Origin of the sequence: Dactylosporangium sp. NPDC050588 (genome assembly GCF_040654975.1) — a bacterium.
Taxonomy (GTDB): domain Bacteria; phylum Actinomycetota; class Actinomycetes; order Mycobacteriales; family Micromonosporaceae; genus Dactylosporangium; species Dactylosporangium maewongense.
In genome coordinates this window covers 13437-34034 of sequence record NZ_JBFAJA010000053.1, presented here as the reverse complement: position 1 = coordinate 34034, position 20598 = coordinate 13437, and the positions used below count along the sequence as shown (strand labels likewise).

The following is a 20598-nucleotide window of genomic DNA, read 5'->3' as shown; positions in this document are numbered from 1 at the left end:
CGCCTCGCCCACCGTCCCACCCAGTGACCATCATCTACGTCTTCGGCTTACCTCGGCGCCGGCGCACCACCTCGGCCCCGATCAGCCCCGCGATGCCCAGCACGGACAGCGTGACCCACAGCGGCGCGAGACTCCCCGCCGATGACCCCACGTCGCCACCCTGGCCGTCCGCCGTGGCACCGGTAGCCGGAATCAGGCACGCCACCTCAACCGCCTGCACACTGGCCCCGGTACTGCCGGCCGACGGAACAAGCGCCTGGCAATGCCCCTCAACGGGCGCCCCGAGGTCGATCGCGACCCGCCACGTCCCAGCGGGCAGCACCCCACTCCACGTCTGCGTCCCCCGCTCGTCCCCCGTCTGCGTCAGCCGCTCCCCCACGATCGCCGACGCCGGCCCGCTCCCCGGAGCCCCGGCCGACGCCCCCGCAGGCCCAGCGGACAGCGTGACCACCATCGGCTCGTTGATCGGATGCCCGTCCTGCCACTGAGCAGTGATCCACACCGACCCCCGCCCATCCGAGTGCATGGTGACGGACGCCCCACCATGCGCCCCCGCCGGCGAAGCCCACCCGAACACCAGCACCACTGCCAGCACCACCCCCGCCAGCAGCCTCCGCCCCACCCCCATCGTGAGCACTCTTATCAGATCCCGACCGGCAGGGTCACGGCATCGCGGGGACGGCCTGGGGGCGGTCGTCGCGGACGTAGACGACCATGTCGCCGGTCTGGATGGTGGTGCCCTCGGGGTCGGTGAGGGCGAGGACCTTGCCGCGGCGGAACAGGGCGATGACCAGCTCGGTCAGCTCGCGCGGGGAGGAGCCGACCTCGTCGCGGCGGGCGGAGCGCATCGCGAGGGCCATGCCCTGGCCGGGGGTGAGCAGGTCCTCGACGACCTCGATGAGCGGCGGGGCCGTCGTCGACAGGCCGAGCAGCCGGCCGGCGGTGGCGGAGGAGACGATGACGTGGTGGGCGCCGGACTGGCGGAGCAGTGGCGCGTTCTCCGCCTCGCGGGCGGCGGCGATGATGGAGACCTTGCCGGCGGTCAGCTGGCGGACGGTGAGCGTGACGAGGACCGACGCGTCGTCGCTGTCGGTGGCGATGATGATCGCCTTTGCCTCCTCGACGCGGGCCTCCTTGAGCACCGTGGAGCGGGTCGCGGAGCCCTCGACGACCACGAGGCCGTCGGACTGGGCCTGCCGGACGGCGGCCGGGTTGGTCTCGACGACGACCACCTGCGCCCGGTCCAGCCCGTTCTCCACCAGGGTGCCGACGGCCGCCCGGCCCTTCGTGCCATAGCCGCAGACGATGACGTGGTTCTTCACGCGCTTCCTCCACCGCTGCAACCTGAGGTTGGTGCGGTACTGCTCGGTCAGGACTTCGAGGGTGGTGCCGACCAGGATGATCAGGAAGAGCACGCGGGCCGGGGTGATGATCAGGATGTTGGCGAGGCGGGCCGTCTCCGACACCGGGGTGATGTCGCCGTAACCGGTGGTGGAGAGGGTGACGACCGCATAGTAGAAGCAGTCGAGGAGCGTGAGACCGTCCTCGTTGACGTCCCGGTAGCCGTCGCGGTCGACGAAAATGACCAGCACGATCGCGGAGACGAGCAGGACCGCGAAGCCGAGCCGGGCGCTGATCGCCCGCAGTGGCCCCCGCCGCACAGCCGGAAACTGGATCACGTGCTTCGCTCCACGGATTGCCCGAATGGTCGAAACCCACCATACGGGCCAGGTATGACAGAACCATGCCTGGGTAGCGAGGCGCCATGACGAGAGTGGGCGTGCTCGGCTCGTACGGTGGCTGCAACCTCGGCGACGAGGCCATCCTCACGAGCGTCCTCGCCGACCTGCGGGCCCGCCGCCCGGACGTCGACGTCCTGGTGCTCTCGCGGGAGCCCGGGCACACGGCGGCGGCGCACCCGGACGTCGAGGTCGCCCCCTGGGAGGGCGTCAGCCGGGACCGGATCGCGGCCGAGCTCCGACGGCTCGACCTGCTGATCCTCGGCGGCGGCGGCATCCTGTACGACACGGAGGCCCGCCGCTACCTCAGGGTGGTGCGCACGGCGCAGGAGCAACGGGTGCCGGTCTTCACGTACGCGCTGGGCGCCGGTCCGCTGACGGAGGAGATCGACTGCGCCATGGCCCGCGACGTGCTCGCGCAGGCGGTCGAGGTGACCGTCCGGGACGAGGAGTCGAAGGTCGCGCTCGAAGAGGCGGGGGTGACCTGCCGCGTCTCCGTGACCGCCGACCCGGCGCTGCTGCTGACGCCGGAGGAGTTCGACGCCGGGCTGCTGAGCGACTCGCTGCCGCACGGTCGGCGGGTCGTCGGCATGAGCGTCCGCGAGCCGGGCCGCGCCGCGCAGCACCTCGACGCCGACGGGTACCACCAACTGCTCGCCCACGTCGGCGACTTCATCGTGCACCGGCTCGACGCGTCGCTGCTGTTCGTGCCGATGGAGCGCTCCGACATCCAGCACGCCCACGCGGTGCTGGCCCGGATGACGGCGGCGGAGCACTGCCGGGTGCTGCACGGCGACTTCCGGCCGGGTCAGATCCTCGGCCTCATGAAGCACCTGGAGCTGGCGGTCGGCATGCGGCTGCACTTCCTGATGTTCGCCGCGCTGGCCGGCGTGCCGCTGCTGGCGCTGCCGTACGCGGGAAAGGTCTTCGACTTCGCGCAGCGCATCGGCGCGCCGGTGCCCCGCGGGGTGGTCCGGGAGGCCGCCGGCCCGCTGCTCGCCCAGGTCGACCGGCTGTGGGACGAGCGGCCGCAGCGCCTGGACGAGACCGCGTCGCGGGTCGCGGCCCTCAAGCAACGCGCCACGGAGACCGGCCGCCGTCTCGACGCCCAGCTCGAACGGACGAAGGTGGCGGCATGAGCGAGCCGGAACGCAACGAGGGCAACAACACGACCGCGTTGGCGAAGCCGGCGGACTCGCACCGCGTACACCTGCCGCCGAGGACCGCGGAGTACGGCGGGCACACCGAGGTGCTCGTCGTCGGCGGTGGCCCGGCCGGGTTCGGCGCGGCGATGGGCGCGGCCGCCGCGGGCGCCGACGTCGTGCTGGTCGAGCGCTACGGGTTCCTCGGCGGCAACGCCACCGCGGCGCTCGTCATGCCGCTCATGAGCTTCCACAACGAGATGAAGCAGGCCGTCGGCGGCGAGGACAACCGTCTGCTGCCGACCGACCACGGCGAGGGCGAGCCGGTCGTCGCCGGTGTGCTGTGGATGCTGCTGGACCGCCTGGTCAGAGCCGGTGGGGCGATCAGGCCGGCCCCGGACACCGGCTACACGGTGCCGTTCGATCCCGAGGTGTTCAAGCTCGTCACGTACGACATGCTCGGCGGCTCGGGCGTGAAGCTGCTGCTGCACGCGTTCGCCTCCGACCTGATCACGCTGCCGGACTCGTCGCGGGTGGTGTTCGAGACGAAGTCCGGCCCGGTCGTCATCGACGCCGACGTGGTCGTCGACTGCACGGGCGACGGCGACCTGGCCGCGTCGGCGGGCGCGCCGTTCGAGGTCGGCCGCCCCGAGGACGGTCTGACCCAGCCGATGACGCTGATGTTCCGGATCGGCGAGATGCGGCGCGACGGGTTCGCCTCCTACGTACAGGAGCATCCGGATCAATGGAAGGGCGTGCACGGCCTGTGGGACCTGATCCGGGCCGCGCGGGACGCCGGCGAGCTGGAGCTGCCGCGCGAGGACATCCTCTTCTTCGCCACGCCGCACTCCAATGAGGTGTCGGTGAACTCGACCCGCTTCGGCGGCCTCGGCATCAGCGTGTGGGACCTCACCCGGGCTGAGCTGGCCATGCACCAGCAGCTCGACAGCATCTCGCGGTTCCTGCGCACGAGGGTGCCCGGCTTCGAGTCCTCCTACGTCATCCAGAGCGGCGTGCAGATCGGCGTCCGGGAGACCCGCCGCGTGCTGGGCGACTACCAGCTCACCGGCCAGGACGTCCTCGACGCGCGGAAGTTCTCCGACGTGGTGGCGCGCGGCGCGTACCCGGTGGACATCCACAACCCGAACGGCCCCGGCACCATCCTGCGGCGCCTCCCGCAGGGCACCTCCTACGACATCCCGCTGCGCACGCTGCTGCCCCGCGACGTGGACCGCCTGCTCGTCGCGGGCCGCTGCATCTCCGGCGACCACGTGGCGCACAGCTCCTACCGCATCATGCCGATCTCGATGGCGACCGGCCAGGCGGCGGGCGTGTGCGCGGCCCTGGCGGCGCGGGCCGGCAAGCCGCCGAGGGAGATCCCTGTCACGCAGGTTCAGCGTGTACTGCGAGCGCAAGGCGCCTCGTTGAGCTGACCGTGCCGGCGGCGTCACGCTGCGTCCATTTCGAGGGAACGGGGTCGCTCCGATCCTCACGATGCGTCAGGATCGATCCATGGTTCTGGCTGTCTCGCACCGGCCGCAGTCCACCACGCGCCGCGACCTCGCCGCGGCGCTCGCCACGTTGTGGCTCACCAGCGGCCTGTACCTGGACGGCTGGGCGCACTCGCACGTGCCTGAGCTGGAGACGTTCTTCACCCCGTGGCACGGCGTGCTCTACAGCGGCTATGCGGCCCTCGCCCTCGCCATCGTGCCGTCCGTGCTGTGGCGCGGCCGCCCGGCCGGCCCGGTCCGCGACTGGGTCCCCGCGGGCTATGGCCTCGGCCTGCTCGGCACCGTCCTCTTCGCCGTCGGCGGCGTGGTCGACATGACCTGGCACACCCTGTTCGGCGTCGAGGCCAGCCTGGAGGCCCTCCTCAGCCCGCCGCACCTGCTCCTCCTCACCGCCGGCACGCTCATGATCACCACCCCGGTCCGCGCCGCCGCCGCCCGCCGCGCCGTGGCGTCCCTCGCCGGCGACCTGCCCGTCCTCCTGAGCCTGCTGAGCGCGGTCGGCGTCGCGGCCTTCTTCCTCAACTACCTGTCGCCGTTCACCGACGCGCCGGCCGCCTTCAACGGCTTCCGCAACGGGCAGGCGTTCGGGCTCGCGCAGTACCTCGCCTTCACGGTGCTCGTCGTCACCGCCTGCCTGTTCGCCTGGACCCGGCTCGGCCGCGTCCCCGCCGGCCTGGTCACGGTCGTGGTGGCGGCGGCCTCGATCCCCGACGGCGTGTTCAACGACTTCGCGCACCTCGCCGCCCAGCTCTGGCCACTGCTCGGCGCCGTCCTCGCCGACCTCGCCGTCCAGTGGGTCGCCGCCCAACGCCCCGACCTGGTGCCGGTCACGCTCGGCGCCCTGGTCCCACCGCTGATCTGGTCCACGCACCTGATCGGCGTCCAGCTCTCGCTGGGGGTGGCCTGGACGGAGGAGCTGTGGTCGGGCGTCGTCGTCCTGACCGCCCTGACCGGCGCCGCACTCGGCGGCCTGTTAGCCCCATCGACCCGGCCCACCGCCTGAGCCCGCCGCCGATGCTCCTCAGCTGGGGACTGTCCGGCGCAGCCTGTTCGTGGTGGGCGGTGGCGGGACGTGGACGATGCTCAAGCAAGGCTCGACCATCGTTCGCGGCCGGTGTCCGTACAGGGGCTCGACGGTGACGGGTCGAGGGCACTGCAAGGGATCGGACGAAGTTCCCGTGGTGGGCTGACCACCAAGGTGCACACCCCTGTCCGACGCGCGCGGCCGGTCTCTGGCCACCCGGATCACGCCAGGGCAGGCCACCGACACCCGCCAGCTGGAGCAGGTTCCGGTCGCGGACCCCGGACGCCCACGCATACGCCCGGTCTCAATGACCCGGTGACAAGGCCTGCTTCATCCCGGGCCAACCGGAGCCTGCTGCGTTCACCACGGTCATCCCAGAACCCGAACGACCAGATCGCCGGCCGGAAGCAACGCGACCGCGCAGGCGGCAGACCACCGAACTTCGACCGTGTCGAGATGCTCGCCCGGCTACGTGCCGTCCCCGACGGCCATGACTGGTCGCTTCGTCCCGTGGATCCGGCACCCGGGACCGCTTCGCCGGCAGCAGGTAGCGTGCCGCACTGCGGGACATGGCGTGGTCCTCGGGCTGGACGTGGGCAAGGGCGAACGCCACGCGGCGGGCCCGGCACCGAAAGGCCTGGCCATCCGGATCCGCCCGCCCTGGGACGGGATTGATGCGTGCCCGGCGTCGGGTCAGGGGCGGCGCGACAAGGTTGTGGCTGGCGGGCAGGACGAGCGCGGCGGGGAAGGGTGGCGGCGGGTAGAGTTCCGGGTCGTGCGGGACCTGTTGCCAGAGATCGTCGTCGTTGAGGTGGCCGGGGAGGACGACTGGACGGGGGTGCTGCTGCCCGACGAGGCGGCCGGGTTGTCGCCGCGGGCGGTTGACGGGCGGCGGCGGGAGTACACCGCGGGGCGGGTGTGTGCGCGGCGGGCGCTGAGCCGGGTCGGGGTGCACGGGGCGCCGGTGCTGTCGGCGCCGAGCCGGGCGCCGGTGTGGCCGGCGGGGACGACCGGGAGCATCACGCACACCAAGGGCTACTGTGCGGTCGCCGTCGGGCGGGTGCCCGAGCTGCGGGCGGTCGGGATCGACGCGGAGCGCAGGACGGTGCTGCCGGCCAACATCGTCGCGTCGATCTGCCTGCCGGAGGAGATCGCCTGGTGCGCGGAGCGGGCGGATGAGCCGTGGTGGCCGGCGGTGCACTTCAGCGCCAAGGAGACGGTGTACAAGATGTGGTCGCCGATCATGGGGACGTGGCTCGACTTCCACGACGCGAGGCTGACCATCGACCCGGTGAACGGGACGTTCGAGGCGGCGATCCTGCCGGAGAAGCTCGACCAGGAGCCGGGGGCGCCGGCGGTGTTCCGGGGACGGTTCGCGGTGGAGCCCGACCTGATCCGCACCGCCGGCTACATCACGCGATGACGGACGACCTGCGCCCGCTGCCGGCGGAGGTGGCGGCGCTCCTGCGGCGGGTCGGCGCGCCGCCGCGGCTCGCCGCGCACCTGCGGCTGGTGCACGACGTCGCGGCGCAGCTCCTCGACTGGCTGGCGGCACACGCGCCCGGGCTGGTCGTGGACCGGGCGGCGGTGCTGTTCGGGGCGGCCACCCACGACATCGGCAAGACCCTGCACCCGGAGGAGCTGGCGGGCCCCGGCAGCGCGCACGAGGCCGCCGGCGCGCGGATGCTGGAGGAGTTCGGCGACCTCGCCAGGTTCGCGGCCAACCACGCGCGGTGGGACCGGCCCGACGCGACCCCGGAGGAGCTGCTGGTCACGCTCGCCGACAAGGTGTGGAAGGGCAAGCGGGTCGACGACCTCGAACGCCGCGTCGCCGGTCTCCTTCCGGGCGAGCCGTGGGAGGCGTTCATGGCGCTCGACGACGAGCTGACCCGGATCGCCGACACGGCCGACGAGCGCCTGGCCTTCCAGAACGCCTACCCCACGGCCTGAGCGGCGCGGGGCTCGTACCGGCGGGAGGACCGCAGCAGGGCGCGCATCGACGGCAGGTCGGCGGGGATCAGGCCCAGGGCACGGGCCTGGACGAGGATGTTGCCGAGGGCGCCGGCCTCGACCGGGCCGGCCTCGACGGGCAGCTCGCAAGCGTCGGCGGTGAGCTGGCACAGCAGGGCGTTCTGCGCGCCGCCGCCGACGAGGTGGACGACGTCGACGGGGCGGCCGGTGAGGCGCCGGGCGTCGTCGATCGCGCGGCGGTACGCGAGGGCGAGGCTGTCCAGGATGCAGCGGGTCATCGCGTACGGGTCCGCGGGCACCGGCTGGTCGGTCTCCTTCAGCGCGGCGGCGATGCGGGCCGGCATGTCGCCCGGGGCCAGGAACCGCGGGTCGGTGGCGTCCACGACGCTGCGCCGGGCGGGTGCCGCGGCCGCGCCCGACAGGAGGTCGGCCAGCGTGACGGCGGGTCCCCAGGCGCGCATGCACTCCTGCAGGAGCCACAGGCCCATGACGTTGCGCAGGTACCGCACGGTCCCGTCGACGCCGGTCTCGTTGGTGAAGCCGGCCTCGAAGCTGTCGGTGGTCAGTACCGGCGACGGCAGCTCGACACCGACGAGGGACCAGGTGCCGCAGGAGATGTACGCGAACCGGTCCGTGCGCGCGGGGACGCCCACGACGGCGGAGGCGGTGTCGTGCGAGGCGACCGTCGTCACCAGGGTCTCGGGGGCGTGCAGCATCGGCCCCGCGACGGTGCCGGGGTCGCGCAGCGGCGGCAGCAGCGACGCCCGGATGCCGAGCCGCGCCACCAGCGGCAGGTCCCAGGACCCGCCGCCGGCGGTGAGCAGGCCGGTGGTGGACGCGTTGGTGCGTTCCGCGCCGATCGTGCCGCTGAGCCAGTACGTGATGAGATCCGGGATCAGCAGCAGCGTGCGCGCGGAGTCGAGCTGTGCGGTGCCGCCGGCCGCGAGGAGCTGGAACACGGTGTTGAACGGCTGGTTGGCGATCCCGGTCGCCGCGTAGTGCGCAGCGGCCGGGACCGGCGAGACGACCGTGTCGGTGCGGGCGTCGCGGTAGTGGACGGGGTTGCCGAGGAGCCGGCCGTCGCCGTCGAGCAGCCCGTAGTCGACGGCCCACGAGTCGACGCCGACGGACTGGACCGGGCCGGCCGCGTCCAGTCCGTCGAGGATCCCCTGGTACAGGCCGAGGATGTCCCAGTGCAGGGTGCCCTGGACCTGCACCGGGGTGTTGGCGAAGCGGGCGACCTCGGTGAGGTGGACGGCGCCCGACCCGACCGAGCCCACGATCACCCGGCCGGACGAGGCGCCGAGGTCGACGGCCGCGAGCCGGTTCATCGCAGGAACGCCGCGGCCACGCCCGCGTCGACCGGGACGTGCAGGCCGGTGGTGTGCGACAGCTCGCCGCCGACCAGGGCGAACACGGCGTTCGCCACGTGCGACGGCAGGACCTCCCGCTTCAGGATCGTGCGCTGGGCGTAGAACGCGCCGAGCTCGGACTCCGGGACGCCGTAGACGGCGGCGCGTTGCGCGCCCCAGCCGGAGGCGAAGATGCCGGAGCCGCGGACGACGCCGTCGGGGTTGACGCCGTTGACCCGGATCCCGTGCTCGCCGAGCTCGGCGGCGAGGAGCCGCACCTGGTGCGCCTGGTCGGCCTTGGTCGCGCCGTACGCGACGTTGTTGGGCCCGGCGAAGACGGCGTTCTTCGAGGCGATGTAGACGATGTCGCCGCCCGTGCCCTGGTCGATCATGACGCGGGCGGCCTCGCGGGCGACGAGGAACGACCCGCGGGCCATCACGTCGTGCTGCAGGTCCCAGTCGTCCACGGTGGTCTCCAGCAGCGGCTTGGAGATGGACAGGCCGGCGTTGTTGACGACGAGGTCGACGCCCCCGAACGCGAGGACCGCCTCGGCGAACGCCGCCTTGATCGCCGCCTCGGACGTCACATCGACGGTGACGGCCACCGCCTTGTCGGAGGTACCGATCTCGGCGGCGACCGCGGCGGCCGCATCGGTGGCCCGGTCGGCGACGACCACGCAGGCGCCTTCCGAGGCCAGCCGCAGCGCGATGGCCCGCCCGATCCCGGAGCCGCCGCCGGTCACGAACGCGACCCGCGACGCGAGCGGCCGGGGCGCGGGGCGGCGGGCGAGCTTCGCCTCCTCCAGGGCCCAGTACTCGATCCGGAACTTCTCCGACTCGGGGATCGGCGCGTAGGTCGACACCGACTCGGCGCCGCGCATCACGTTGATCGCGTTGACGTAGAACTCCCCCGCGACCCGCGCGGTCTGCTTGTCGGCGCCGAAGGAGAACATCCCGACGCCGGGCACCAGCACGATCGCCGGGTCGGCGCCGCGCATCGCCGGCGAGTCCGGGGTGGCGTGCCGCTCGTAGTAGGCCGCGTACTCGGCGCGGTATGCGGCGAACTGCCCGGCGACGTCGTCGGCTGTCAGCACGAGCGGCCGCACCTTGGTCCGCAGGAAGTGGTCCGGGCACGAGGTCCCCCGCGATGCGAGGTCCTCCAGGGCGGCCCGCGACACGAAGTCCAGCACGACGTCGGTGTCGGTGAAGTGCCCGACCTGCGGCCGGTCGCTGGACGCCAGCCCGCGCAGCACCGGCATCAGCTCCGCCGCCCGCGAGCGGCGCTCTTCCAGCGGCAGCGGCGGGTGTACGACCGGCCCGAACGGCTCCGGGCGGCCACGGGCGGCGAGGAACTCGGTCGCGGTCCGGATGATCTCCAGGGAGTTCGCCTCGCACTCGTCCGACGTGGCGCCCCACGCCGTGATCCCGTGCCCGCCGAGGATGACGCCGATCGCCTGCGGGTTGGCCCGGTGGACGGCCGCGATGTCGAGGCCGAGCTGGAAGCCGGGCCGCCGCCACGGCACCCACAGCACCCGGTCGCCGAAGCACTCCTTCGTCAGCGCCGGCCCGTCGGCGGCCGTGGCGAGGGCGATGCCCGCGTCCGGGTGCAGGTGGTCGACGTGCGCGGCCTCCACCAGGCCGTGCATGGCGGTGTCGATCGACGGTGCGGCGCCGCCGCGGCCGTGCAGGCAGTAGTCGAACGCGGCGACCATCTCGTCCTCGCGCTCCACCCCCGGGTACACGCCGGTGAGCGCGCGCAGGCGGTCCAGGCGCAGCACGGCGAGGCCCGCCTCGGTGAGCGTGCCGAGGTCGCCGCCGGATCCCTTGACCCACAGCACCTCCACGTCGCCGCCGGTGACGGGGTCCGCGGCGAGGCCGACGGCCGAGGTGTTGCCGCCGGCGTAGTTGGTGTTGCGGGGGTCGGCGCCCAGGCGGCGGGAGCGGGCGATGAGGTCCTTCACGCGCCCCACCCGGCCTGCGTGCCGCCGACCCGCTCGGCGCGGACCTTCTCCAGGTACCCGGACCGCTTGTACGCGCCGATCGGGTCCGGGTCGAGGCCCATGTCCTCCCGTACCGACCGCAGCAGCGGCCGCACGTCGGTGTTGTACGCGTCCATGAGGACCTCGTTGGCGCCCAGCACGTCGCCGGCGTCCTGCGCGGCCTTCAACGCGGGATGGTCGACGAGCAGCGCCTTCGCGGTCGCCTCCTGCACGTTGAGCACGGACCGGATCACCGCCTGGATCTTCGGCTCCAGGTTGTGGCACTGGTCGAGCATGAACGCGATCCCCTTTCCCGTCAGCGCGTCGTCGAGCACGATCTCGTGCATGATCCGGAACAGCTGGAACGGGTCGGCGGCGCCGACCATCAGGTCGTCGTCGGCGTAGAAGCGGGAGTTGAAGTCGAAGCCGCCGAGCTTCCCGGCCCGCAGCAGGACCGCGACGATGAACTCGATGTTGGTGCCGGGCGCGTGGTGCCCGGTGTCGATGACGACCTGCGCCCGCTCCCCCAGCGTGAGGCAGTGCGCGTAGGCGGTGCCCCAGTCGGGCACGTCGGTCATGTAGAAAGCCGGCTCGAACAGCTTGTACTCCAGCAGCATCCGCTGGTCGGGTCCGAGCCGGTCGTACGTCTCGCGCAGCGCCTCGGCGAGGCGGTCCTGCCGGGTCCGCACGTCGTCCTGGCCGGGGTAGTTGGTGCCGTCGGAGAACCACAGCTTCAGGTCCCGCGAGCCGGTGCGGTCCATCACGCCGACGCACTCCAGCAGGTGCCCGATCGCCTTGCGGCGGATGCCGGGGTCCGGGTTGGTGACGCTGCCGAGCTTGTAGTCGTTGTCCTGGAACACGTTGGTGTTGATGGTGCCGAGCGCGACGCCGAGGTCCCGGGCGTGGCGGGCGAGGTCGGTGTAGTCGTCGACGAGGTCCCACGGGATGTGCAGCGCCACGGTCGGCGCCACGCCGGTGAACCGGTGCACGGTCGCCGCGTCGGCGAGCTTCTCATACGGGTCCCGGGGCACGCCCTCCTGCGGGAACACCTTGAACCGGGTGCCCGAGTTGCCGTATGCCCAGGACGCCGTCTCGATCCGCTGGCCGCGCAGCTGGGCCGCGACACGCGTGCGCGTCTCCGGGGCGAGCTCTGTCATTGCAACGCTCCAAGCTGGTGGTCGAGGTTGAACACCTCGTCGAGGACGACGAAGTGCCGACCGTTGATGAAGAACTCCGCCATCTCCGCCTGCCAGCGCCGGTCGACGTCGGTGGCGTCCATGGCGGCCTGCGCGGCGGCGAAGTCCTCGGTGAGGAGGTAGCCGACGAGCAGGCCGTCGTCGCGGAGGAAGAGCGAGTAGTCGTGCCAACCCGCGTCCCGCAGCGCGGCGAGCATCTCGGGCCAGACGTGGGCGTGGCGGCGCCGGTATTCGTCCAACCGGTCAGGACGGACCTGCAGCGTGAAACAAACCCGGCGCACGCCAAGCCCTCTCAGAAGTTGAACTGGTCGATGTTGTCGGCCTTGAAGGTGTACGGGTCGCCGAGCAGCACGGTGCCGTCCTTGCCGACGGTGAACTCGCCGAGCTTGCCGGCCTTGAACTTGTCGCCCTCCTTGCCCTTGATGACGCCGGAGGCGAGCGACGCGCCCGCGTAGGCGGCCAGGTAGCCGAGGTCGGCCGGGTTCCACAGCGCGAACGCCTTGACGGTGCCGTCCTTGACGTAGGCCTTCATCTGGTTCGGGGTGCCGAGACCGGTGAGTTGGACCTTGCCCTTGTACGTGGAGCCGGACAGGTACCGGCCGGCGGCGGCGACGCCGACGGTGGTCGGCGAGATGATGCCCTTCAGGTTGGGGTGCTTGGCGAGCAGGCCCTGCGCCTCCTGGAAGGACTTCTGGTCGTCGTCGTCGCCGTAGACGGTGTCGACGAGCTTGAGCTTGCTGTACTCCGGCTTCGCCAGCTCGGTCTTCATCATCTCGATCCAGGCGTTCTGGTTCGTGGCGTTGGCCGTCGCCGACAGGATCGCGATCTCGCCGCCGTCGGCGCCGATCGCCTCCGAGATGAGCTTGATCTGGACCTTCGCGATGCCCTCGGAGGTCGCCTGGTTGATGAAGAGGTCGCGGCACTCGGGCTTGGTGTCGGAGTCGTACGTGACGACCTTCGCGCCGGCCTTGCGGGCCTCGTTGAGGGCGCCGCAGATGGCGTCCTTGTCGTTGGCGGACACCGCGATCACGTTCGTGCCCTGCTGCGACAGCGTGTTGATGTAGCTGACCTGCGCCGACGGGCTGGCCTCGGACGGGCCGGTCTCGGTGTAGGAGCCCTTGAACTCCTCGACCGCGACCTTGCCGCCCTTGTTGTCGGAGGTGTCGAAGTACGGGTTGTTGACCTGCTTCGGCAGGAACGCGACCTTCAGGCCGCTCTTGATGGTGTCGGAGGTGGCGGTGCCGGTGTCGCCGGTGCTGCCGGTGTCGGAGTCCTCGGCGCAGGCGGTGGTGCTGAACGCGAGCGCGGCGGCTACCGCGACCGCGATGAGCTTGCCAGCTCTCATGGGATTGAATCCTTTCAGCGGGGGTCGCGCGGGAAACGGGGGTGGGGGGTGTCGCTTACGTGGTGCTCGATTTCGCGGAACGCCGCCGGCGCAGGCGCTCGCGCGCCATGCCGACGACGTTCGGCCCGACGACCGAGGCGATGAGCAGCGAGCCGGTGATGATGGTGAGGGTGTTCGCCGGCACGTTCGCCAGTTGCAGGGCGTTGCGGAGGGTGCTGAGCAGCAGGACGGCGCCGATGACGCCGATCATGCCGCCGCGGCCGCCGAAGATGGAGACGCCGCCGAGCAGGACCGCCGCGACGACCGCGAGCTCCAGGCCGTTGCCGTTGTCGGCGCGGGCGCTGGCGAACCGGAACGTCCAGAAGACCCCGGCGAGCGACGCCATCGTGCCGGTGGCGACGAAGAGCCAGAACTTGGTGCGGGCGACCGCGATCCCGGCGAAGCGGGCCGCCTCCGTGTTGTTGCCCATCGCGTACAGGCCGCGGCCGACCGGGGTGGCGTGCAGCAGCACCCCGAACAGCACCGCGAGGACCGCGACGACGATGATCACCCACGGGATCGTGAGGCCGGGGATGGGGTCGATCGCGGCGTCGGTCCATGCGACCGGGTAGTCGGCGACGGCCTTGTCGCCGAGGACGACGTACGCGAGCCCCCGGTACAACGCGAGGGTGCCGATCGTGACCGCCAGCGACGGCAGCCCGAACACGGTGACGAACAGGCCGTTGACGGCGCCGAGGACCGCGCCGAGCAGCAGACACAGCGCGATCAGCAGCGGCAGCGACGTGACCCCGTGCGCCCACAGGTCACCCATGACGGCGCAGGTGAGGCCGAGCGTGCTGGCGACGGACAGGTCGATCTCGCCGGTGATGACGACCAGGGTCATCGGCAGCGCGATGATCGCGATCGGCACGACCTCCAGGGTCACGAACCGCCAGAACCGCGGGCTGGCGACGCCGTCGATGGTGGCGGCGCCGATGACGGCGACAAGGACGAGGGCCACGAGGACCACGACGTCCCAGGAGACCACCAGGCCTCTTCTCCCGGGTGCGGCCGGCGCGGCCTTCGCCGTGGTGCTGAGCTCGATCATTTGCCCGGGCCTCCCTGCAGGCTGCGTGCGACGCGGAGCGACAGGACCCGGTCCAGGCCGATCGCCGCGAGGATGAGCGCGCCGATCGCGGCCCGCTGCCAGAACGGGTTGATGCCGAGCACCGGCAGGGCGCTGGCGATCGTGGTGAGCAGCACGGCACCGAGCGCCGCGCCGTAGACCGAGCCGCTGCCGCCGAAGATGGCGACCCCGCCGACGACGACCGCGGCGACGACGTTGAGCTCCAGGCCGAGGCCGGCGTTGGCGTCGAGGGTGCCGAACCGGGCGACGTACAGCACCCCGGCGAGCCCGGCGAGCGCGCCGCTGGCGGTGAACGCGGCGAACACCCGCCGGCCCACCCGGATGCCCGAGAGCCGCGCCGCGGCGGGGTCGGAGCCGATCGCGTACAACTCCCGCCCGCTGCGATACGAGCGCAGGTAGAACCCGGCGCAGATGACGACGACGACCGCGAACAGGGTCAGCACCGGCACGCCGAGGACGGTGGCGGTGCCCATGCGCAGGAACCCGTGCGGGATGTCGGCGGCGTTGATCTGTTTGCCGGTCGCCCACCGGTAGTCGATGCCGCGGAAGACGTACAGCGTGCCGAGCGTGACCACCAGCGCCGGCACCCGGGCGGCGGCGATGAGCGCGCCGTTGACCGCGCCGCACACCGCCCCGAGCGCCGTGCCGGCCAGGAGCACCACGGGGATCGGCAGCCCGGGATGGTCGAGGAACAGGGTGCCGGTGGCGAACGCCGACAGCCCGAGCACCGAGCCGACGGACAGGTCGACGTTGCGGGTGACGACCACGATCGCCTGGCCGGTCGCGAGGATCGCCAGGATCGTCGAGCCGAGCAGCAGGTCCTTGACGCTCTGCGCGTGCAGGAACCGCGGGTTGCTGATCGCGGTGCCGCCGATGAGCAGCGCCAGCGCCACGAGGATGCCGAGCTCGCGGACCAGGAACACCCGGTGGGTGAGCTTCGAGGTCTTCACCTCGCCCCGGTCGAGCACGGCGGTCATGCCGCCACCTCCGCTGCGCTCCGGCGTCGGCCTGCCCCGAACCTGCCACACGATGACCGGCCCGAGCCGCTTCGCTGGCCGGTCATGTCGCCTGTCCTGTCGCCGCCAGCATCACGGACTCCTCGTCGGCTCGGGTACGGGGGATGTCGGCGGCGAGCCGCCCTTCGTGCATGACGAGGACCCGGTCCGCCATGCCGAGGACCTCGGGCAGCTCGCTGGAGACCATGAGCACGGCGACGCCCTGGTCCGCGAGCTCGCTGAGCAGCCGGTGCACCTCGGCCTTGGTGCCGACGTCGATGCCGCGGGTCGGCTCGTCGACGATGAGCACCCGGGGCGCCGTCGACAGCCACTTCGCCAGGACGACCTTCTGCTGGTTGCCGCCGGAGAGCGTGGCGACCGGGTCGCTCAGCCTGGCCGCCTTCACCTGCAGCCGCTCCGTCCAGGTGCGGGCGTCGCGGCGCTCCGACGGGCCGAGGAGCAGCCCGAGCCGGCTCAGCGACCAGCGCCGCGGCAGGGTCGCGTTGCGCTCCACCGACAGCTCCATCACCAGGCCCTGCTGGCGGCGGTCCTCGGGCACGAGCGCGAGACCGGCGGCGATCGCCGCGGACGCGCTGCCCTTCTGCAGCGGCCTGCCGTCGACCCGGACCTCGCCGGCGTCGTGCCGGTCGATGCCGAAGACGGCGCGGATCACCTCGGAGCGGCCGGCGCCGACGAGCCCGGCGAGGGCGACGATCTCGCCGCTGTGGACGGTGAACGACACGTCCTGGAAGACCCCGGCACGGGTGAGCCCCTCGACCTCCAGCCGGGCCTCGCGGACCTCGGCGGTGCGCTGCGGGTACATGGTGGAGACCTCGCGGCCGACCATCCGCCGCACGACCTGGTCGACGGTGAGCGCGTCGGCGGGGTCGGTGGAGACCCACTGACCGTCGCGCATGACGGTGATCCGCTGGCAGAGCGAGAAGACCTCGTCGAAGCGGTGCGAGATGAACAGCACCGCGGCCCCGGCGTCGCGCAGCGACCGGGCGACGGCGAAGAGCCGCTCGACCTCGACCCCGGACAGCGCCGCGGTCGGCTCGTCCATGACCAGGATCCGGGCGTCGAACGACAGCGCCTTGGCGATCTCGACCAGCTGCTGGTCGGCGATCGACAGCCCACGGGCCGGCCGGTCCGGGTCGAGGTGCACGCCGAGCCTGGCGAACAGCTCGGCGGACCGGGCCCGCATCGCGGCGGTGTCGACGCGGCGCAGCGAGCGCAGCGGCTGCCGGCCGATGAAGATGTTCTCCGCGACGGTCAGGTCCGGGAACAGCGTCGGCTCCTGGTAGATGACGGCGATGCCGGCGTCGCGGGCGTCGGCGGGGCCGCCGAGCCGCAGCGGCTGCCCGTCGAGCGTGATCGTGCCGGTGTCGGGGGCGTGCGCGCCGGCCAGGATCTTCACCAGCGTCGACTTGCCCGCGCCGTTCTCCCCGACGAGGGCGTGCGCCTCGCCGCCGCGCAGCTCCAGGCGCACGTCGCGCAGCGCGGTCACGGCGCCGAACGACTTGCTCACGCCCTCGAGAACCAGCACCTCGCCGTCCTCCCTTGTGAAACGTTTCATGCGATGACTACAGTGACGGTAGAAGCAGACCGTCGATGGCGTCAAGAGTTTCAATGGCGTTACCGGTTTGATACACCCTCTTCGAGTTGACACGTTTCAGAGGTACGGGAGATCGATGTCCACCACGACCGGCATCAAGGAGGTGGCCCGCCGCGCGGGCGTCTCCATCGGCACCGTCAGCAACGTGCTCAACCGTCCCGAGCTGGTCGCCTCGTCGACCCGGCAGCGGGTCCTCGACGCCATCGCCGAGCTGGGCTACGTGCGCAACGACTCGGCGCGGCAGCTGCGGGCCGGGCACAGCCGGCAGATCGCGCTCGTCGTGCTCGACGTGACCAACCCGTTCTTCACCGACGTGGTCCGCGGCGCGGAGGCAGCCGCCGAGGAGCACGGCGTCATGGTCGTGGTCTGCAACAGCGGCGAGGACGCCGGCCGCGAGCACCGCCACCTCGACCTCCTCGAGGAGCAGCGGGTCCGCGGTGTCCTGATCACGCCCGTCGACGAGTCGCCGAACTCGCGCCTGGAGCTGCTCATCCAGCGCGGCACCCCGGTCGTGCTGGTCGACCGCGGCACCGGCCGGCACAGCCGCTGCTCGGTCGCCGTCGACGACGTGCTCGGCGGCCGGCTCGCCGGCGAGCACCTCGTGGAGCAGGGCCACCGGCGGATCACGTTCGTCGGCGGGCCGGCCTCCATCACCCAGGTCCGGGAGCGGCACGCCGGGATCTCCGCGGCCGTGGCCGGGAAGGCCGAGCTCTCGGTGGTCCCCACGCCCAACCTCACCGTCGCCGCGGGCCGGGCGGCCGCCGCCGAGATCGACGCCGCGGCCGGCTCCACGGCGGTCTTCTGCGCCAACGACCTCGTCGCGCTCGGCGTGCTGCAGGGCCTCACCCAGCGGGGCATCCGCGTGCCGCAGGACGTGGCGATCGTGGGATATGACGACATCGAATTCGCCGCGGCGGCCGCGGTGCCGCTATCCTCCGTGCGACAGCCTCGGGAACAGCTCGGTCGCACCGCCACGGCCCTGCTGCTCGAGGAGATCGAGGACGACGGCCGCCATGAGCACCGCCACGTGGTGTTCCAGCCGGAGCTGATCGTCCGCGAGTCGAGTGGCCGGCCCCGCACCCGCCGGCCATCTCAGCGGGATTCTCCGAAAGGGCGGTGATCGATGCGTGTGGCACTGTTCGTGACCTGTCTCGCCGACGCGATGTTTCCGCAGGTCGGCCGGGCCACGGTCGAGCTGCTGGAGCGGCTCGGCCACGAGGTCGTCTTCCCCGAGGCGCAGACCTGCTGCGGCCAGATGCACATCAACACGGGGTACCAGCGCGAAGCCTTGAAGCTGGTCGAGCACCAGGTCGACACGTTCGCCGGCTACGAGGCGATCGTCGCGCCGTCGGGCTCGTGCGTCGGCTCGATCCGCCACCAGCACGCGGCCGTCGCCCGCCGGGCCGGCCGGGTCGCGCTGTCGCACCGGGCGGAGGAGCTCGGCGAGCGCACCTATGAGCTGTCGGAGTTCCTCGTCGACGTCCTCGGCGTCACCGACGTCGGCGCCCGCTTCCCGCACCGCGTCACCTACCACCCGACCTGCCATTCGCTGCGCATGCTGCGGGTCGGTGACCGGCCGCTGCGGCTGCTGCGCGCGGTCCGCGACATCGACCTCGTCGAGCTGCCCGGCGCCGACCAGTGCTGCGGCTTCGGCGGCACGTTCGCGCTGAAGAACGCCGACACGTCCGCGGCCATGCTCAGCGACAAGCTCCGCAGCGTCCTGTCCACCGGCGCCTCGGTCGTCTCGGCCGGCGACTCGTCCTGCCTCATGCACATCGGCGGCGGCCTGTCCCGCCTCTCTTCCTCTGATGCATCTTCTTTGGAGGCGGTCGCCCGGCCCGTGCACCTCGCAGAGATTCTGGCGGCGACATGACCTCCGTGTTCCTTGGGATGCCGGTGTACGCGCCGCGAGGGGTCGGCGCGCTGCGTGGCTCGACGTCCTTCCCGGTCGCGGCCCGGACGGCGCTCGCCGACGACCAGCTGCGGCGCAACCTGGGCCATGCCACGAGCACCATCCGCGGCAAGCGTGCCGCCGTCGTGGCCGAGGTGCCCGACTGGGAGGAGCTGCGCCTCGCCGGCGAGGCGATCAAGGCCTCCACCATGGCTCGCTTGGATGTGTACCTGGAGCAGTTGGAGGAGCAGGTGACCGCCCGCGGCGGCACCGTGCACTGGGCCCGCGACGCGGTCGAGGCCAACGCGATCGTCCTCGACCTGGTCCGCGCGACCGGCGCCACCGAGGTCGTCAAGGTCAAGTCGATGGCGACGCAGGAGATCGGGCTCAACGAGGCGCTCGCCGAGGGCGGTGTCACCGCGTGGGAGACCGACCTGGCGGAGCTCATCGTGCAGCTCGGCGACGACAAGCCGTCGCACATCCTGGTCCCCGCCATCCACCGCAACCGCACCGAGATCCGCGACATCTTCCGCCGCACGATGCCTGCCGCCTCCTCGCTCTCCGACGACCCGCGTGAGCTGGCGATGGCCGCCCGCGCGTACCTGCGCGAGAAGTTCCTGACCGCCCGGGTCGCGGTGTCGGGGGCCAACTTCGCGGTCGCCGCGACCGGCACCCTCGCCGTCGTCGAGTCCGAGGGCAACGGCCGCATGTGCCTGACCCTCCCGCAGACCCTGATCACCGTCATGGGCATCGAGAAGGTCGTCCCCACGTGGACCGACCTGGAGGTGTTCCTGCAGCTGCTGCCCCGCTCGTCGACCGGCGAGCGGATGAACCCCTACACGTCCCTCTGGACCGGCGTCACCCCCGGCGACGGCCCGCAGGACTTCCATCTCGTCCTGGTCGACAACGGCCGCACCGCCGTCCTGTCGGACCCTTCGGGCCGGGCCGCCCTGCACTGCATCCGGTGCAGCGCCTGCCTCAACGTCTGCCCCGTCTACGAACGCACCGGCGGCCACGCCTACGGCTCCGTCTACCCCGGCCCGATCGGCGCCGTCCTCAGCCCCCAGCTCACCGGCGTCGAGGACAACGCTTCCCTCCCCTACGCCTCCAGCCTCTGCGGCGCCTGCTTCGACGCCTGCCCCGTCCGCATCGACATCCCCTCGATGCTCGTACACCTGCGAAACCGCCACGTGGAAGCCCGCGCCGCCTCCCCGCTCCCCTCCCCCGAGGCCATCACCATGGCCGCCATGTCCTGGGTGATGTCCCGCCCGGCCCGCTTCCGCAGCGCCGAACGCCTCCTACGCCTCGGCCGCCTCCTCGGCCGCCGCACCGACCACATCACGACCCTGCCCCCACCCCTCTCCGCATGGACCACCTCCCGCGACCTCCCCCGCCCCCCGGCCCAGTCCTTCCGCGACTGGTGGCGCACCCGCCCCGCACCACCTTCAGACGCCCGCCCCACCTCACCCACCAACCCCGGCCCCGGCCTGTCTACTGACCCCGATCCCGGCTCGCCTCCTGCCCCCCGCTCCAGCCCGCCTTCTGACGCCCACCCCAACTCACCCACCAACCCCGGCCCCGGCCTGTCTACTGACCCCGATCCCAGCTCGCCTCCTGCCCCCCGCTCCAGCCCGCCTTCTGACGCCCACCCCAACTCACCCACCAACCCCGGTCCCGGCTCGCCTCCTGACTCCCGCTCCGGCCCGCCTTCT

Annotated in this window: 17 protein-coding genes and 1 pseudogene; 8 read left to right on the top strand and 10 right to left on the bottom strand. The window is 72.2% G+C overall.

The genetic code is table 11. The annotated features are described in order from the left end of the window. Nucleotides 1–34: 34 nt before the first annotated feature. Both AB0I21_RS32770 and AB0I21_RS32765 read right to left on the bottom strand, forming a co-directional pair. Complete coding sequence (locus tag AB0I21_RS32770; RefSeq protein ID WP_360566987.1) at nucleotides 35–586, bottom strand: hypothetical protein; 552 nt, start codon at nucleotides 584–586, stop codon at nucleotides 35–37. Between the two features lie 76 nt (nucleotides 587–662). Then, the gene (locus tag AB0I21_RS32765; protein ID WP_360566986.1) at nucleotides 663–1679 is read right to left on the bottom strand and encodes a potassium channel family protein; all 1017 of its coding nucleotides are present in this window, start codon (nucleotides 1677–1679) and stop codon (nucleotides 663–665) included. A gap of 86 nt (nucleotides 1680–1765) precedes the next feature. Here AB0I21_RS32765 and AB0I21_RS32760 point away from each other — a divergent pair, with 86 nt between their 5' ends. From AB0I21_RS32760 to AB0I21_RS32740, 5 genes are all read left to right on the top strand, one after another. Next, nucleotides 1766–2878, top strand: coding sequence for a polysaccharide pyruvyl transferase family protein (locus AB0I21_RS32760; protein WP_360566984.1), 1113 nt, complete (start codon nucleotides 1766–1768; stop codon nucleotides 2876–2878). Continuing rightward, nucleotides 2875–4314 carry an FAD-dependent oxidoreductase gene (locus AB0I21_RS32755; RefSeq protein WP_360566982.1) on the top strand — a complete coding sequence of 480 codons (1440 nt, stop codon included), beginning with the start codon at nucleotides 2875–2877 and terminating at the stop codon, nucleotides 4312–4314. The genes AB0I21_RS32760 and AB0I21_RS32755 overlap by 4 nt, the downstream gene beginning before the upstream one ends. 79 nt (nucleotides 4315–4393) lie before the next feature. Next, nucleotides 4394–5395 carry a hypothetical protein gene (locus AB0I21_RS32750; protein WP_360566981.1) on the top strand — a complete coding sequence of 334 codons (1002 nt, stop codon included), beginning with the start codon at nucleotides 4394–4396 and terminating at the stop codon, nucleotides 5393–5395. A 796-nt stretch (nucleotides 5396–6191) separates the two neighbouring features. After that, nucleotides 6192–6839 (top strand): 4'-phosphopantetheinyl transferase superfamily protein, encoded by a 648-nt coding sequence (locus AB0I21_RS32745; protein ID WP_360566979.1) that lies wholly within the window; start codon nucleotides 6192–6194, stop codon nucleotides 6837–6839. Next, nucleotides 6836–7366, top strand: a complete 531-nt coding sequence (locus AB0I21_RS32740; RefSeq protein ID WP_360566977.1) for an HD domain-containing protein — start codon at nucleotides 6836–6838, stop codon at nucleotides 7364–7366. The genes AB0I21_RS32745 and AB0I21_RS32740 overlap by 4 nt, the downstream gene beginning before the upstream one ends. Here AB0I21_RS32740 and AB0I21_RS32735 read toward each other — a convergent pair. The 8 genes from AB0I21_RS32735 to AB0I21_RS32700 all read right to left on the bottom strand — a co-directional run bounded on the left by AB0I21_RS32735 (nucleotide 7351) and on the right by AB0I21_RS32700 (nucleotide 16956). Next, complete coding sequence (locus tag AB0I21_RS32735) at nucleotides 7351–8718, bottom strand: rhamnulokinase family protein (RefSeq protein WP_360566975.1); 1368 nt, start codon at nucleotides 8716–8718, stop codon at nucleotides 7351–7353. The two genes, AB0I21_RS32740 and AB0I21_RS32735, sit on opposite strands and share 16 nt — an antisense overlap. Further along, the gene (locus tag AB0I21_RS32730) at nucleotides 8715–10700 is read right to left on the bottom strand and encodes a bifunctional aldolase/short-chain dehydrogenase (RefSeq protein ID WP_360566974.1); all 1986 of its coding nucleotides are present in this window, start codon (nucleotides 10698–10700) and stop codon (nucleotides 8715–8717) included. The genes AB0I21_RS32735 and AB0I21_RS32730 overlap by 4 nt, the downstream gene beginning before the upstream one ends. Next, nucleotides 10697–11875 carry an L-rhamnose isomerase gene (gene rhaI, locus AB0I21_RS32725; protein ID WP_360566972.1) on the bottom strand — a complete coding sequence of 393 codons (1179 nt, stop codon included), beginning with the start codon at nucleotides 11873–11875 and terminating at the stop codon, nucleotides 10697–10699. The genes AB0I21_RS32730 and rhaI overlap by 4 nt, the downstream gene beginning before the upstream one ends. Next, entirely contained in the window at nucleotides 11872–12195 is a 324-nt protein-coding gene (locus AB0I21_RS32720; protein ID WP_360566970.1) for an L-rhamnose mutarotase, read from the bottom strand. The genes rhaI and AB0I21_RS32720 overlap by 4 nt, the downstream gene beginning before the upstream one ends. 11 nt (nucleotides 12196–12206) lie before the next feature. Further along, nucleotides 12207–13259 carry a rhamnose ABC transporter substrate-binding protein gene (gene rhaS / locus AB0I21_RS32715; protein WP_360566968.1) on the bottom strand — a complete coding sequence of 351 codons (1053 nt, stop codon included), beginning with the start codon at nucleotides 13257–13259 and terminating at the stop codon, nucleotides 12207–12209. 55 nt (nucleotides 13260–13314) lie between these two features. Next, nucleotides 13315–14346, bottom strand: coding sequence for an ABC transporter permease (locus tag AB0I21_RS32710; protein ID WP_360566966.1), 1032 nt, complete (start codon nucleotides 14344–14346; stop codon nucleotides 13315–13317). Next, nucleotides 14343–15362 (bottom strand): ABC transporter permease, encoded by a 1020-nt coding sequence (locus tag AB0I21_RS32705; protein ID WP_360566965.1) that lies wholly within the window; start codon nucleotides 15360–15362, stop codon nucleotides 14343–14345. The genes AB0I21_RS32710 and AB0I21_RS32705 overlap by 4 nt, the downstream gene beginning before the upstream one ends. Before the next feature lie 82 nt (nucleotides 15363–15444). Continuing rightward, entirely contained in the window at nucleotides 15445–16956 is a 1512-nt protein-coding gene (locus AB0I21_RS32700) for a sugar ABC transporter ATP-binding protein (RefSeq protein WP_360566963.1), read from the bottom strand. 115 nt (nucleotides 16957–17071) lie between these two features. On the opposite strand from AB0I21_RS32700, the gene AB0I21_RS32695 reads away from it, so the two are divergent. The 3 genes and pseudogenes from AB0I21_RS32695 to AB0I21_RS32685 all read left to right on the top strand — a co-directional run. Beyond that, entirely contained in the window at nucleotides 17072–18115 is a 1044-nt protein-coding gene (locus AB0I21_RS32695) for a LacI family DNA-binding transcriptional regulator (RefSeq protein WP_360566961.1), read from the top strand. Nucleotides 18116–18118: 3 nt separating this feature from the next. Beyond that, nucleotides 18119–18868 carry a (Fe-S)-binding protein gene (locus AB0I21_RS32690; protein ID WP_360566959.1) on the top strand — a complete coding sequence of 250 codons (750 nt, stop codon included), beginning with the start codon at nucleotides 18119–18121 and terminating at the stop codon, nucleotides 18866–18868. Further along, nucleotides 18865–20319 (top strand): annotated as a pseudogene (locus tag AB0I21_RS32685) (LutB/LldF family L-lactate oxidation iron-sulfur protein); the annotation flags it as partial. The gene AB0I21_RS32690 and the pseudogene AB0I21_RS32685, both read left to right, overlap by 4 nt. Nucleotides 20320–20598 lie beyond the last annotated feature (279 nt).

What these genes read in the sequence shown, in the direction of transcription:
- rhaI (WP_360566972.1), bottom strand. Translation starts at nt 11,875, where the DNA reads ATGACAGAGCTCGCCCCGGAGACGCGCACGCGTGTCGCGGCCCAGCTG.
- AB0I21_RS32750 (WP_360566981.1), top strand. Translation starts at nt 4,394, where the DNA reads ATGGTTCTGGCTGTCTCGCACCGGCCGCAGTCCACCACGCGCCGCGAC.
- AB0I21_RS32740 (WP_360566977.1), top strand. Translation starts at nt 6,836, where the DNA reads ATGACGGACGACCTGCGCCCGCTGCCGGCGGAGGTGGCGGCGCTCCTG.
- AB0I21_RS32700 (WP_360566963.1), bottom strand. Translation starts at nt 16,956, where the DNA reads ATGAAACGTTTCACAAGGGAGGACGGCGAGGTGCTGGTTCTCGAGGGC.
- rhaS (WP_360566968.1), bottom strand. Translation starts at nt 13,259, where the DNA reads ATGAGAGCTGGCAAGCTCATCGCGGTCGCGGTAGCCGCCGCGCTCGCG.
- AB0I21_RS32705 (WP_360566965.1), bottom strand. Translation starts at nt 15,362, where the DNA reads ATGACCGCCGTGCTCGACCGGGGCGAGGTGAAGACCTCGAAGCTCACC.
- AB0I21_RS32695 (WP_360566961.1), top strand. Translation starts at nt 17,072, where the DNA reads ATGTCCACCACGACCGGCATCAAGGAGGTGGCCCGCCGCGCGGGCGTC.
- AB0I21_RS32710 (WP_360566966.1), bottom strand. Translation starts at nt 14,346, where the DNA reads ATGATCGAGCTCAGCACCACGGCGAAGGCCGCGCCGGCCGCACCCGGG.
- AB0I21_RS32690 (WP_360566959.1), top strand. Translation starts at nt 18,119, where the DNA reads ATGCGTGTGGCACTGTTCGTGACCTGTCTCGCCGACGCGATGTTTCCG.
- AB0I21_RS32755 (WP_360566982.1), top strand. Translation starts at nt 2,875, where the DNA reads ATGAGCGAGCCGGAACGCAACGAGGGCAACAACACGACCGCGTTGGCG.
- AB0I21_RS32760 (WP_360566984.1), top strand. Translation starts at nt 1,766, where the DNA reads ATGACGAGAGTGGGCGTGCTCGGCTCGTACGGTGGCTGCAACCTCGGC.
- AB0I21_RS32735 (WP_360566975.1), bottom strand. Translation starts at nt 8,718, where the DNA reads ATGAACCGGCTCGCGGCCGTCGACCTCGGCGCCTCGTCCGGCCGGGTG.